The following is a 13,540-nucleotide window of genomic DNA, read 5'->3' on the forward strand; positions in this document are numbered from 1 at the left end:
CTCACCATGACAGACCTCCGAATATGGCTTCAATAATTTTGGTTGCACTCATGCTCCAGCGGAATTTGGTTGGTTCATCCAGCCCTGCCTTCAGAAAGTTGTTCATATGACGATTCTCCAACACAACGGTATATAACGGGTCGGTCATTGCCCAGGATACAGGTGAACTATAAGTTAACTTGTACGTGATTCTCCCATTACTGCCATCCCACTCCTTGGTGATGATGTGTCCATCTTCAAAAACAATGCGAACAGGTACCTTCTCATAGTCGCTGCCTTTCTTCAATAATGTAACCGATGACTCGTACAACATCTGACCGTCTTTCTCCACAGGCTTGATCTCGATGTTCTCCACAGCGAAGTCAGCCATGCCATCCCCATATACGTATTGATCAAAATACTCAGTCCAGGACGTACGGGTCACTTGTTCCACGACCTTTTGAAAATCGGCTGACGTGGGATGTTTGAACCGGTACTTTTTCACATAAGTCGATAGAATGCGTTCCATCGTTTTTGTCCCCACTTGTTGTTCGATGCCTAACAGGACGAGCTTGCCCCTTGTGTAGGCATTGGCTGCGTAATGATTCTGGGAATCAAACTTCCAGGATTCCTGTGTAAGTGAGGCGGGAGAAGTGATTAAACCAGATTGAACCGGAAGGTTCGGAATAAGTCCGTATTCCTGCTCCATCAGTTTGTCTTCTGCGTAAGAGGTGAACCCTTCATCCAGCCAGGCCTCCTCAAATTCATTGCTGGCAACCATACCATAGAAGTACTGATGTCCGATCTCGTGTACAACCGTGCGTTCCAGATCGTAACCTGGCGTAGTGTCATCAGCACCAAAGGCCGTAATTAAGGTCGGATACTCCATGCCGCCTGCTCCATTGCCCGTTTTTGGGGGAACCACAATGGAAAGTGTAGAATAAGGGTACGGACCAAACCACTTGCTGTAATTGGAGAGTGCTGCCTTGGCCGCATAGAAGTAACGTTCCTTCAGATCCTGGTGTGCAGGGTCCAGATAAAGCTTGATTCGTACACCGGGAACGTTTGGAGAAGAGAAGGGTTCTTCAGCATAGACAAAATCGGGTGAGGCTGCCCAGGCAAAGTCGTGCACATCGTCAGCATAGAATTGATAGATCTTCTCGCCGTTCTTAACAACGGCCTGCTTCGTTGGAAATCCGGTCGCGGCCACTTTGTATGTTTCCGGTACCCGAATACGTACACTATAGATGCCAAAATCGGCATAAAACTCGGAGTTGCCATGATACTGGTGCAAATTCCAGCCCTCTGCTGTACGTCCTCGCGTGCCTGCGGGCTCGTATACGCTAAGTTTGGGAAACCACTGTCCTGCCATAACAAAGTCTTCGGCTGTTCCCATGCGGGCAAAAATTTTGGGCAGCTTGACCTCAAATCGGGTGTGAAGTGTAATGCTCTCTCCGCCCTTGACAGGTTTGGGCAGCCTGACTTTAATGAGCGTTTTGTCTTTCATGTTTCCGTCATCCGGCTGTACATACTGCATTCGATGGAGGAGAGAGAGCCCATCCTCCGTTTTCATCTCTGTAATGTTCATGGAGCCGTAGCCGTCCGTTGGCATCACATCACCGCGAAGTTTTCCGCCAGATTCTTTCATAAATGTCGTGTCGGAAGAAGAAAATGCGTTGGGGTACAGGTGAAAATAAAGTTCGCTGACTGTTTTCTTCCCCGGATGAGTCCAGGTAAGTGTCTGCGTTCCCTCCAGTACATTACCGTCTACCAGCTTCACATCCATGTGATATTCCACCACGCGGTTGCTGAATACCTCAGCAGTTGGTGTCTGTACGCTTTCTGGAGGTGCCGGAGTTTGGACTTTTCCTGGAGGCTTGCCCAATTCCGGGGCGAGCGTTGGCAAGTCGGATGTCGTAGAGCGAGTGTAGCCCAGAGCGATCCATATGCCTCCGGTAAATACACACAGGGCGAGGAATGCAGTGAGCCAGCTCTTGGCGCGTAGTGGAATCATCGTTAAATACCTCCCGTTGACAAGCATCTACAGCATGTATATGTTTGCAATGGGACGATTATTAGTTAAAATATTTGTATCAACCCTTGGAGGCTATAAATATGGATCAAAACGAGCAAAACGGCAAAAAACAGATTGCCTTGAATATCGTAAGTGCCAAAAGCAAACACAAAGGTTTCGGTGCAGGCTCCATTGATCTGAACAATCTGTCACCGGTCATTATTGACAATGGCGAAGCGAAGATTGATATTGGTGCCATGCACGCAAAGAGCAAGGTGGAACGCGGTATCAAGTTTTCCACGAACCGGGAAGATGTACCTAACGGACGCCAGGTATGGCTCGTATGGGTAGCTGTGGATCGTACGGAGCAGGGTCAATTGTATGGCGGTGCAACGGCATGCGAGATGTGGATTGATACAGAGGCAAAACGCGGATGGAAACTGCTGGCTGACCATGTGAACCGGATGGATTATGCGATGAAGCGTCGTTTCATGCTGGATGAACTTGGTCCAGAAGACCGTGCTGCCCTCAAAAAGTTGCTGGTTACACACAACGAAGAGTGGTGGAATGCTTCTCCGGATGAATTGAAAGAAGCGCTCGCCTGATTACTGTGTTCATGCTGTTTCACCCAAAAAGAACATGAAAAGCCCCATAACCGAAAATATCGGTTTGGGGCTTTTGTTTTATAGGTGGGGAAAGAACTGAATGAGTCGTACACAACGGAATGTACGAGTGAGTTAGAGGTGACCCAACCCAATATTATAGTGACGCAACTAAGTCATTACGTATTTGCGTCATTCTACCCACCAGCGTTTGAAGTCCTTCCACCACGAATGCTTCTCTTCCTGTATTCCTTGTTGATTCTCTGCTTGACGGCTGCCATCGTCCTTCTCGGAATCTGTCCCATCTGTTGTGCCGCGGCAGGTTTCTGTTGGCTCTGTGCCATCAATGAATACTTCAAGCCGCTTCTCTTCACAGCCGTTGCCTGCCAATTTGCCGGATTCCGGGTCGATATACACGCTGACCACATGATCAGGGACAGGGAAAATCTTCGGCGGCACACTCGCAAGAGCCTGCTCTGTAAATTGGGCAAACATCGGTGCTGCACGGCGGCCATCCGAAGTGGAAATGGCTTTGCCCTGATCATAACCAACCCATACGGCAGTGGAGAGCTCGGGAGTGAAGCCGACCATCCAGGCATCGGTATTGGTCGTGCCTGTTTTGCCGGCAACCGGACGCTTAATGGTTGTAGCTACCCGATTCCCTGTACCACCATTCTCGAAAACACTTTCCATTAAACGTGTTAAAACATAAGCGGCAGCAGGTTCTACTACTTTTTCAGCCTTGGTTTGTGGTGCTTCGTAAATTACACGTCCTGCCGCATCTGTCACTTGCAGGATGGCAACAGGAGGTGTTCGTTGTCCGCCTGCAGCGATAACAGAAAAGGCTGAGGCCATTTCCAATGGACTCACGGGTGAGGTGCCCAGAGCGAGAGAGGGGACAGCACTCAGTTTGCTGGTAATGCCCAGGTTTTTAGCCATGTCCACGACCTGCTCAGGTCCGATCTGCATGATCGTGTTCACCGCATAGATGTTGTCCGAGGCGGCAATTGCCTGCCTTAAATCAATTTCCCCCAGATATTTGTCACCAAAATTGCCAGGTTTGTAGGTTTTACGGTCATTGTCATAGTGGAACAAAGTTGGTTCGCTATTGAAGATGGATGCACTGGTCAGCTGTTTGGATTCCAGCGCAGCCAGATACATAATTGGTTTAAATGCCGACCCTGGCTGACGTGTTGTCGCCAGTACATGGTTGATCTGATTGGTGCGATAATTTTTGCCGCCTACCATTGCCTTGATATATCCAGTGCGAGGGTCTATGGACACAATGGCCGTCTCCAGCTCGCCTTTAGGGTCCATGCCTTTGGCTACGGCGTCTTCAGCAGCCTTTTGCACACGCAGATCCAGTGTGGTGTATATATTTAGTCCCCCGTGGTCCAGCATCGCTTCGCTAATGCCCAGCTCCTTAACTGCCAGGCTGCGGATGTAGTCCCGGAAATAGGGAGCACTTTCTACCGTTTTTCGTTCACTTTCTGGCTTGAAGGAGAGCATTTGCTCATAGGCCTTGTCTGCTTCGGCTTTTGTTATTTTACCGATATCGACCATAGCGGCAAGTACAATCTTTTGCCGATCCTTCGCATTCTTCATATGGTTATATGGAGAGTAGTAGGTTGGACCCTTCGGAATGCCTGCAAGCATGGCGCTTTCCGCCAAATCCAGTTGTTTGGCTGATTTGCCAAAATACATGCGAGAAGCAGCTTCAATCCCGTAAGCACCATGACCATAATAAATTTCATTGAGGTACATTTGAAGAATTTCTTCCTTGCTGTATTTCATTTCAAGCTGTGCGGTGTACATCGCCTCTTTTGCCTTCCGAGTCCATGTCTTCTCATGGGAGAGATACAGATTACGCGCAAGCTGCTGTGTGAGGGTGCTGGCTCCTTGAGACATCTCCATATGTTCCAGGTTAACGAGCACAGCTCGTCCCATTCCTTGAATGTCGAAGCCATAATGGTTATAAAATTTGCGATCCTCGACAGCCAGTGTAGCGTTAATCAGGTCTGGTGAGATATCTGTCAGCAGCACGGGTACGGAATCTTTGCCGCCTGCAGAAAAGGTAGCAATGACCTCACCCTGGCTATCGAGCAGCCTGGAGTTGCGATCCGAATCGGCCAGGGGCAGGCTGGTAGCATATAGATAGACCAATCCTGCAACAGTGGCGATCATCACAAGAACAGCGAGCAGGGAGAGGCTTTTAATCCATTTGAATAAACGGAACCCGCGTTTGCGGGTCTTCTGGCGAGTTTGGGTCATGGAACGGGCTCCTTTCTATCTTTTATTCCCAGTATGGGGTTTCATTGACAGGGATATTCAGTCTTCTGCCGAACAGTTTAAAATGTAGCATTGATGCAGTAAAAACCGTTTTGCAGTATAAACATCTATCGCGTATAATGCAAAAGGTAATGAAAAGGTACAGTTTGGCACAACATACAATAAGGCACGGAAGAACGAACAGCATCAATCGTCATTGATTTGTTGATTCAATCAAACGCTTCGCACGTTCTGGTCAAGTTTAATCTATATAATGAAGTGAAACGCGGATCTTTCCGCGGCCAGCAACCATAACGCTAAATGGCGCCATGACGCTGGAGTGCTTGGGTGAACCGGCGGGCACAAGTGCTATGCTGGGTACGGCTGATCATTAACTTTACGGAAAGAAGGTAGAGATCATGGAATTATGGTTCACGGAGAAGCAGACCCCGGCATTCGGGATCACCGCGAAGATTAAGCAGACATATGTAAGCGAAAAGACGGACTTTCAAGATTTGGCCATGGTAGAAACCGAGGAATTCGGGAACATGTTGCTGCTCGACGGCATGGTAATGACTACGGTGAAAGACGAATTCGTTTATCATGAGATGGCTGCTCACCCTGCGCTGAACACTCACCCGAATCCGAAAAAAGTTTTGGTTGTAGGTGGCGGCGATGGCGGGGTCATTCGTGAAGTCATTAAGCATGCTGCAGTAGAAAAAGCAGTTCTGGTCGAAATCGACGGTAAAGTCATTGAATATTCCAAAAAATATTTGCCTGAAATTGCCGGCAAACTGGACGAGCCCAATGTTGAAGTGCTCGTCAATGACGGCTATATGCATATTATTGAACATAAAAATGAATACGATGTAATCATCGTGGATTCCACGGAGCCTGTAGGCCCGGCTGCTCCACTGTTTGAGCGTGGTTTTTACCAGGGTATCCATGAAGCGCTGAAAGAAGACGGCATCTTCGTTGCTCAAACCGATAACCCTTGGTTCAAGGCGGATTTGATTCAAAAGGTAAACAAGGATGTTAAAGAGATCTTCCCCATCGTACACGTATACGGCTGTAACATTCCAACTTACCCAAGTGGTCTGTGGACATTTACAATGGGCAGCAAAAAATATGATCCACTTGAAGTGGACGAGACCCAAATTCCAGAGATGGATACCAAATATTACTCACCACGTTTGCACAAGGCAGCCTTTGTACTTCCTAAATTCGTGGAAGACTTAACGAAATAAAGGGGAAATCATTCATGAAATTGGATCAAGCTTATTCTGGTAACGTATTTATTTGCAGTTCTGAGGATTATGAGAATTCCAAAGCGGTCATCTATGGGATGCCGATGGACTACACTGTCAGCTTCCGTCCGGGTTCCCGGTTCGGTCCTTCCCATATCCGTCAGGCATCGGTTGGACTAGAAGAGTACAGCCCATACCTCGATAAAAGCATTGTCGATATGACATACTTTGATGCAGGAGACTTGCTTCTGCCTTTCGGTAACGCAGGACGCAGCCTTGAAGTGATCAGTGAATACATCGGCAGCCTGCTGGCTGACGACAAATTCCCGATTGGCCTCGGTGGAGAGCATCTGGTTACTTGGCCGGTCATCCAACAAATGTACAAAAAATACCCGGACCTTATCCTGATTCATATTGATGCCCACGCGGACCTTCGTGAACATTATGAAGGCGAGCCATTGTCCCACTCGACGCCAGTGCGCAAAGCAGCCGAGCTGATGGGCGGCAAAAATATTTATCAGTTCGGAATCCGTTCCGGCTCCCGTGAGGAGTTCCAATATGGACGGGAGAACATTAACTTCTATCCATTTGAAGTGGCAGCTCCGATGAAAGAAGCCCTTCCAAAAATGGGCAACCGTCCGGTGTACGTAACCATCGACATCGACGTGCTTGATCCGTCCGCAGCACCGGGAACAGGTACAGCAGAAGCGGGTGGCATTACATCCAAAGAACTGCTGGAAGCCGTTCACATGATTGCAGCTTCTGATGTAAATGTAGTCGGCTGCGACCTGGTTGAAGTAGCGCCGATCTATGATCCAACACAACAAACACAGATTGTCGCTGCGAAGATGATCCGTGAAATGCTGCTTGGATTCGTGAAGTAACAGCCAAGTTGAAGTTGACTTCATTGGAACATCAGCCAGGGTGTTCTGGTTCAGCCATATACGGCAAAAAGAGCCTTTGTCATTGGTAGCAACAAAGACTCTAGGTTTAGAAGGCTGTGGATCGCCACGGCGCCCTTTAAACTTCATAGCTTAGTTCAAGCGAACCCCACCGTCATGCTCCTACCTATGAGGTGGGTTTTTGCTTGTTACGCAACTTTTTACGCAACCAGCGGTATAGCCTTTGTACACTCAGTGCTAGACTGAGAATGGCAGCAATCTACCGGATTACATCAAGCAACGCCACAAGTTTGACCTTCGACGTCACTCCCTTTTGGGAATCTGCGCCGTGTCATGAAAACATCCACCATGATTTAAAGTCCATAAGAGCAATTATAGTACATTTGTTCCCATGACAATACCATTTGTTGTAGATTTGATGCAATTATGAGGGATAATTCTGTATAATATGGGAATAGAGGAAGGTGGATATTTATGAATGCGATTCGGGCTCATTTGAGTATGGTTCCCAAGTGGTTTAGTGTGGTACTTATGATATTTATAATCAATCTAATATTAATGATGACAGTATTCTTTAATTTATCTTTCATATTGGTTAATCTAGCGATCCTTTTCGCTGCATATAGTATTCGGGAATTTAAGTATAACAAACTGCATTTCGGATTTTGCCTGTTTTTAAGTATCAGTTTTGTTATTATTGCTATTGAGACAATTTCGGTTTAACTTAGATCAAACAACGTTTTGAGAAGGACCGCCTGTACCTATGGATACCAATCATGGGTGTGGGTGGTTTTTTTATTGCAATAATGTCACTCAGGATAAACAGATTGTTACGTTAGAACTCGCATAATCGGGTAAAAACATAGAAGGAGGTGTCGCGATGACAACCAAGAGTACAACGACATGGAAACGGATTGGCGCACTGGCATTATCGTTAACAATGGCTTGGGGACTGGGACCGGTACATATGCAGTCAGGTGCAAGTTCAGCATCTTCCCCGACATGCGGAAGTGGAGATCACGGATTGTCTGCTACATTGAACGAGGGCAGCGGTGTGGAAGATCAGCAACTGCAGTTTACTGACATTGATTTCCTTAACAACACAACTGGCCGGGCAGCCGGAGAGGGTTTCCTCATCGGCACCTCGAATGCAGGGTGTACATGGCAGTCCATCTATACCGGGCAATGGCAGTTCACACAGCTTGATTTTCCTAATAATGTGAACGGATTTGCTCTTGCGCAAATGAAAGATTCAGCCAAGACATACTTTATTCGCACAACCGATGGTGGATCACACTGGAAGCGGCTTGATACTCCTGGCATTCAGTTCAAGCGAATTGATTTTAAAAACAAAAATGAAGGCTACGGCTACACCTACAATGGAGCGTATCGGACACAGGACGGCGGATTGACCTGGACTAAAATCAACACTCCGGCGAATACGCGATCAGTAGCTTTCGCAACAGATAAACAAGGGTATGCCGTTGTAGTCGTGCCTGGCTCAGGCTATCACTTGCTCTGGACTTCGGATGGAGGCAAGAACTGGACAACCTCTCTCCGAATCGTTTCTGCTGCATGGAACGGGGCAGACCTATATGCAAACGGGAAACAGGTATGGGCTGTCTTATATGGTGATGCAGGTATGTCGCAACAATCCTATTCTCTCTATGCAAGCGGGAATGAAGGCAGAAACTGGCGGCAGGTGTTTGCCCAGTCGACAGCAGGTGGAGGCCCTGCACCTGGTGGAAATAGCCTGGGTAAAGGTAAAGGACCGGCTGATCCCGGTGGACATCCTGGGAATATGGCATTGATCGGAAACCAGACTGCATACCTTTCAGGCGGGTCTCCCGCAGCAGGCAAAGTGGGTATTGGGCGCTCTTACGACGCTGGTTCCACGTGGAAAAATGCAGACTTGGATGGAACGGGCTACAGTTCCCGAATCTCGTTTCCCTCCGTCAAAACCGGATGGCTTGTCGTTACAAGCAATGAGTCCCCTACGATTTATGAAACAACCAACGGAGGAAGCACGTGGAAACAAAAATTCTTATTGCCCGGAGAGTAGGGTGAAACGACACTTTATTTGAAATAACAATATGATAAATTCAGGCACAAAGAGGACCAATATTGGTTATTTATTGTCTATTGGCCTATGCAGCTAGAAACAAGCCCTTTCCTAGAACTATTTGTCAGGAAGGGCTTGTTTTCGTCTGAATAAAAACGGTTGAAACCTGTTCAAAAACAAGTTAATGTAAGCGATAACAACAGTTTTTGGGAGGTTGAAATGATGGTAGATGTTATTTTAAAAGCCAATTCAGAACAAGGATTAATAAACCGCAATATTTACGGACACTTCTCCGAGCACTTGGGGCGTTGCATTTACGAAGGGTTATGGGTGGGAAAGGACTCACCCATTCCAAATACGGAAGGGATCCGGAATGATGTCTTGACGGCGCTGCAAAAGCTTAATATTCCTGTGCTGCGCTGGCCTGGGGGATGTTTTGCCGATGAGTATCACTGGAAAGATGGCGTGGGCCCGCTGAGTGAACGTGCACGCATGATTAACACAAACTGGGGTGGTGTGGAAGAGAACAACCATTTTGGTACGCATGAATTTCTGAGATTATGTGAGCTGCTGGGAACCGAGCCTTACATCAGTGGCAATGTGGGCAGCGGTACGGTGCATGAAATGCAGCAGTGGGTTGAATACATTACGTTTGACGGAGAATCACCCATGGCAAACTGGCGGAAGGAAAATGGCAGGGAGCAGCCCTGGAAGCTGACTTATTTCGGTGTAGGAAATGAGAACTGGGGATGCGGCGGCAACATGCGTGCAGAATACTATGCGGATGAGTATCGCCGATATGCTACATACGTACGCAATTACTCCGATAATCAGATTTACAAAATCGCCTGTGGCCCCAACGAGGATAATTATCATTGGACCGAAGTATTGATGCGTGAAGCAGGGCAGCATATGAATGGATTGAGTCTTCATTATTATACATTGCCAACGGGTGTATGGCAGGACAAAGGGGAGTCTACAGGATTTGACGATCAAGCCTGGTTTCAGACCCTGAAGCGTACATTGCATATGGAAGAACTGATCGTGAAGCATTCCGAAATTATGGATAAATATGATCCGGATTGCAAAGTGGGACTCATTATTGATGAGTGGGGAACTTGGTATAACGTAGAACCGGGAACAAATCCAGGATTCCTGTACCAGCAAAATACGATGAGGGATGCGCTTGTGGCGGGCATTAACCTGAATCTGTTCAATCGCTACAATAAACGGGTGCAAATGGCCAACCTGGCACAGATCGTTAACGTTCTGCAGGCATTGGTGTTGACAGAAGGTGAGCGTATGCTTCTCACGCCAACGTACCATGTGTTTGATATGTATCAGGTTCATATGGACGCACAGCGATTGGAACTAAACTATGAGAGTCCTGGATACACTCTCGGGGAAGACACCATTCCTCAGCTTAGTTTGTCCGCTTCCCGCAGTAAGGATAGAGTTATCCATGTAACCGCATGCAATTTGAGTCACACGGATGAACTGGAAGTGGTATGCCAACTTGAAGCTGTGGAGTCATCTTCGGTGTCGGGACGAATTTTGCATCATGCCGATTTTGGTGCATTCAATACGTTTGAAGATCCGAGCCGGGTGGAGCCTGTTGAATGGAAGGGTGTTACCCTTGCTAATCAGGAGCTGCGCTTCGTTCTGCCGCCTGCATCCGTAGGTGTTATTGCCGTCCAAGGGTAATGCGATGAGTACATCCGGTTCAAGTCGTTTTGTGACAAGGCAAGAGCATTGCAAGGGATGTAGTGATCAGCATGCTGTAAACATCAGTGAATCCAAAATGGCTCGACTGGTGGAAATGGCCTCACGTTCACGTCCTGTGGTACCGGATGAGGAGTATGCGCAGCGGCTATCCTCGTGTGCAGACTGCCCGGCACTGCAATACGGCACCACGTGTCGCTACTGTGGCTGTTTGGTCCAAGTACGTGCCAAGCTGGTGGAATCTACTTGCCCGTTTCCGTATGAATCTCGATGGACCTGATCTTTCCGTATGATCTTATTATAATGTAGCGAAGCAGGGCTGCACTTTGAGGGTGCAGCTCTGCTTTTTTTGTGATGCAGAGCAAAAACTCTGAATTTGGATTTGAATTGAGCGAGTGAACTGGATATAGTTATACAGTAGAGTGTAGGATAGAGAGCTATCCGGTAATATTAGCGCGTATAGCGGTACTTGAATTCGGGAAGGGCTGTTCTCACCGGTCCTGCCCGATTTTGCGCCGCCTCGAATATATTGGAGGTTAACATTCATGTCGAACATGCGACCGGTTCAGATCCGGCTGCACAGCCGTTATGAAGGCGAAGATGTGCTGCAGGAAATGAAGGGTGAAGCCGTGTTAAAAGGATCTGTGCTCTACGTTCGTTACGAAGAGCCGCAGGCTGGACCGGAAGGCGGTATTACCCGAACAACATTGAAGCTTGGCGGACAATCGCTCAAGATTATACGCCATGGTGAGGTGGAATCGGAGCAAACGTTTGAAATGAATCGCAAGCTCCCAGGTTTTTACCGATCACCTTACATGTCATTCACCCTGTCCACGCATACACATAAGCTGGACCTTTCCATACAGGGATTAAGCGCACGCGCAGCGTGGAGCTATGACTTTTACAGCTTTGAGGAAGAAGCCGGACATTTCGAGATTAGTTTGCACATACAGGAGGAACCAATTTCATGACACGTAATCCATTGGATACTATTAACGAACGGGTAAGTACCGCGATCGGCAATGCTGTTGTAGCTGCCGGTATCGTTTCACAAGAGGAACAACTGCCAGCTATTACACTTGAAGTGCCACGCGACAAATCGCACGGGGATCTGGCAACCAATGCAGCGATGCAGCTGACCAAGATTGCCAAACGCAATCCTCGTCAGATCGCAGAAGAGATTATTGCAAACCTGAACCTTGCAGAAGCCGGAATCGAGAAGGCAGAGATTGCCGGACCAGGGTTCATTAACTTCAAATTGGACAAGAGTTATCTCTATCCGGTGCTTGGACTTGTTCACGAACAGGGTGAGAACTACGGACGAATCAATGTCGGCGAAGGACGAAAGGTCGAGATGGAATTCGTCAGTGCGAACCCGACAGGCAGTCTTCACCTGGGACATGCCCGCGGAGCAGCTGTGGGTGATGCACTTTGTAACATCCTCGATTACGCCGGCTATGATGTAACGCGTGAATACTACATTAACGATGCTGGTAATCAGGTGTTTAATCTGGCACGTTCGATTGAAGCACGTTATTTGCAAGAACTGGGTCAGGATGCCGAGATGCCGGAAGATGGATACCATGGCGAAGATATCAAAGGGTTTGCGAAGCAGCTTGTTGCCGAAAAGGGAGACAGCTTGCTGTCGATGCATCCAGGTGACCGCGCCGCTTATTTCCGTGACTTTGGTCTGGAGAAAGAGCTGGACAAGATCAAACGCGATCTGAATCGCTTCCGTGTTGAATTCGACATCTGGTTCAGCGAGACGTCGTTGTATGACAATGGAGAAGTCCTTCGCGTTCTGGACGAATTGCGTGATCGTGACGAGATTTATGAGAAAGATGGCGCTACCTGGCTGAAAACCATGCAATATGGTGATGACAAGGAACGTGTATTGATCAAAAACGATGGTACGTACACCTATCTGACACCGGATATTGCGTATCACCGTGACAAGTATTCCCGTGGATATGACACAATGATTAACATTTGGGGAGCCGATCACCACGGATATATTCCGCGGATGAAAGCGGCAATGCAAGCACTGGGCAACGATCCATCCAAGCTGGTGGTACTGATTGCACAGATGGTGAGCTTGTTCCAGAACGGGGAAAAAGTGAAGATGTCGAAGCGTACCGGTAAGGCGGTAACGATGGAGGATCTGATGGATGAAGTAGGCATTGATGCGATCCGGTACTTCTTCACCATGCGCAGTATGGATTCCCATTTGGACTTTGATATGGACCTCGCAATTTCGACGTCTAATGAAAATCCGGTGTTTTATGTACAATATGCACATGCCCGTGTATGCAGTGTATACCGTCAAGCCGAAGAGCAGGGCATCGAGCTGCTGCCACTGGCGCAGATTGATCTGTCCAAGCTGACAACGGAACATGAATTCGATCTTCTTCGCAAAATGGGCGAGCTGCCTGAAGAGATTGCCGCAGCTGCTACCGGATATGCGCCTCACCGCATTATCCGTTATGTATATGAGTTGGCATCGCTGTTCCACAGCTATTACCGTGCTGAACGCGTCATTACAGAAGACGCGGGTCAGACCCAAGCGCGTCTGGCGCTGATTGGTGCAGTGCGCACCGTCATCGCGACAGCGCTCCGTCTGGTGGGCGTATCCGCACCGGACAAAATGTAACCCCGAGACCAAGCGGCGCACCTGCCGCTCGGCGAGTGGCAAAAAGTCTCCATGCATCACGCCTGCAATTGCAGCGTGGACATGGAGACTTTTT

The 13,540-nt window shown here is 48.1% G+C and carries 10 protein-coding genes; 8 read left to right on the top strand and 2 right to left on the bottom strand.

What is annotated here, in order from left to right:
* Position 1: 1 nt before the first annotated feature.
* Positions 2 to 1,993: a M1 family metallopeptidase gene (locus tag HP552_RS02850; RefSeq protein WP_175394149.1), complete on the bottom strand. Its 1,992-nt coding sequence runs from the start codon at positions 1,991 to 1,993 to the stop codon at positions 2 to 4.
* Positions 1,994 to 2,094: 101 nt separating this feature from the next.
* Here HP552_RS02850 and HP552_RS02855 point away from each other — a divergent pair, with 101 nt between their 5' ends.
* The gene (locus HP552_RS02855; RefSeq protein WP_175394150.1) at positions 2,095 to 2,598 is read left to right on the top strand and encodes a YwhD family protein; all 504 of its coding nucleotides are present in this window, start codon (positions 2,095 to 2,097) and stop codon (positions 2,596 to 2,598) included.
* A gap of 189 nt (positions 2,599 to 2,787) precedes the next feature.
* Here the strand turns inward: HP552_RS02855 and HP552_RS02860 are convergent, their stop codons facing one another.
* Positions 2,788 to 4,866, bottom strand: coding sequence for a transglycosylase domain-containing protein (locus HP552_RS02860; RefSeq protein ID WP_175394151.1), 2,079 nt, complete (start codon positions 4,864 to 4,866; stop codon positions 2,788 to 2,790).
* A gap of 416 nt (positions 4,867 to 5,282) precedes the next feature.
* On the opposite strand from HP552_RS02860, the gene speE reads away from it, so the two are divergent.
* The 7 genes from speE (at position 5,283) to argS (ending at position 13,446) form a co-directional block, all read left to right on the top strand.
* Entirely contained in the window at positions 5,283 to 6,110 is an 828-nt protein-coding gene (gene speE, locus HP552_RS02865; protein ID WP_175394152.1) for a polyamine aminopropyltransferase, read from the top strand.
* Positions 6,111 to 6,124: 14 nt separating this feature from the next.
* Complete coding sequence (gene speB, locus HP552_RS02870; RefSeq protein WP_175394153.1) at positions 6,125 to 6,994, top strand: agmatinase; 870 nt, start codon at positions 6,125 to 6,127, stop codon at positions 6,992 to 6,994.
* Between the two features lie 898 nt (positions 6,995 to 7,892).
* Entirely contained in the window at positions 7,893 to 9,074 is a 1,182-nt protein-coding gene (locus HP552_RS02875; RefSeq protein WP_175394154.1) for a beta propeller repeat protein, read from the top strand.
* 222 nt (positions 9,075 to 9,296) lie between these two features.
* Positions 9,297 to 10,778: an alpha-N-arabinofuranosidase gene (locus tag HP552_RS02880; RefSeq protein WP_175394173.1), complete on the top strand. Its 1,482-nt coding sequence runs from the start codon at positions 9,297 to 9,299 to the stop codon at positions 10,776 to 10,778.
* A gap of 115 nt (positions 10,779 to 10,893) precedes the next feature.
* Positions 10,894 to 11,076: a DUF6171 family protein gene (locus tag HP552_RS02885; RefSeq protein ID WP_246310734.1), complete on the top strand. Its 183-nt coding sequence runs from the start codon at positions 10,894 to 10,896 to the stop codon at positions 11,074 to 11,076.
* A gap of 265 nt (positions 11,077 to 11,341) precedes the next feature.
* Entirely contained in the window at positions 11,342 to 11,767 is a 426-nt protein-coding gene (locus tag HP552_RS02890; protein WP_175394156.1) for a YwiB family protein, read from the top strand.
* Entirely contained in the window at positions 11,764 to 13,446 is a 1,683-nt protein-coding gene (gene argS, locus HP552_RS02895) for an arginine--tRNA ligase (protein WP_175394157.1), read from the top strand. Before HP552_RS02890 ends, argS begins: the two co-directional genes overlap by 4 nt.
* Positions 13,447 to 13,540 lie beyond the last annotated feature (94 nt).

Origin of the sequence: Paenibacillus xylanilyticus, assembly GCF_013359935.1 — a bacterium.
In the GTDB taxonomy this organism is placed as follows: domain Bacteria; phylum Bacillota; class Bacilli; order Paenibacillales; family Paenibacillaceae; genus Paenibacillus; species Paenibacillus xylanilyticus.

What these genes read in the sequence shown, in the direction of transcription:
- HP552_RS02850 (WP_175394149.1), bottom strand. Translation starts at nt 1,993, where the DNA reads ATGATTCCACTACGCGCCAAGAGCTGGCTCACTGCATTCCTCGCCCTG.
- HP552_RS02855 (WP_175394150.1), top strand. Translation starts at nt 2,095, where the DNA reads ATGGATCAAAACGAGCAAAACGGCAAAAAACAGATTGCCTTGAATATC.
- HP552_RS02860 (WP_175394151.1), bottom strand. Translation starts at nt 4,866, where the DNA reads ATGACCCAAACTCGCCAGAAGACCCGCAAACGCGGGTTCCGTTTATTC.
- speE (WP_175394152.1), top strand. Translation starts at nt 5,283, where the DNA reads ATGGAATTATGGTTCACGGAGAAGCAGACCCCGGCATTCGGGATCACC.
- speB (WP_175394153.1), top strand. Translation starts at nt 6,125, where the DNA reads ATGAAATTGGATCAAGCTTATTCTGGTAACGTATTTATTTGCAGTTCT.
- HP552_RS02875 (WP_175394154.1), top strand. Translation starts at nt 7,893, where the DNA reads ATGACAACCAAGAGTACAACGACATGGAAACGGATTGGCGCACTGGCA.
- HP552_RS02880 (WP_175394173.1), top strand. Translation starts at nt 9,297, where the DNA reads ATGGTAGATGTTATTTTAAAAGCCAATTCAGAACAAGGATTAATAAAC.
- HP552_RS02885 (WP_246310734.1), top strand. Translation starts at nt 10,894, where the DNA reads ATGGCCTCACGTTCACGTCCTGTGGTACCGGATGAGGAGTATGCGCAG.
- HP552_RS02890 (WP_175394156.1), top strand. Translation starts at nt 11,342, where the DNA reads ATGTCGAACATGCGACCGGTTCAGATCCGGCTGCACAGCCGTTATGAA.
- argS (WP_175394157.1), top strand. Translation starts at nt 11,764, where the DNA reads ATGACACGTAATCCATTGGATACTATTAACGAACGGGTAAGTACCGCG.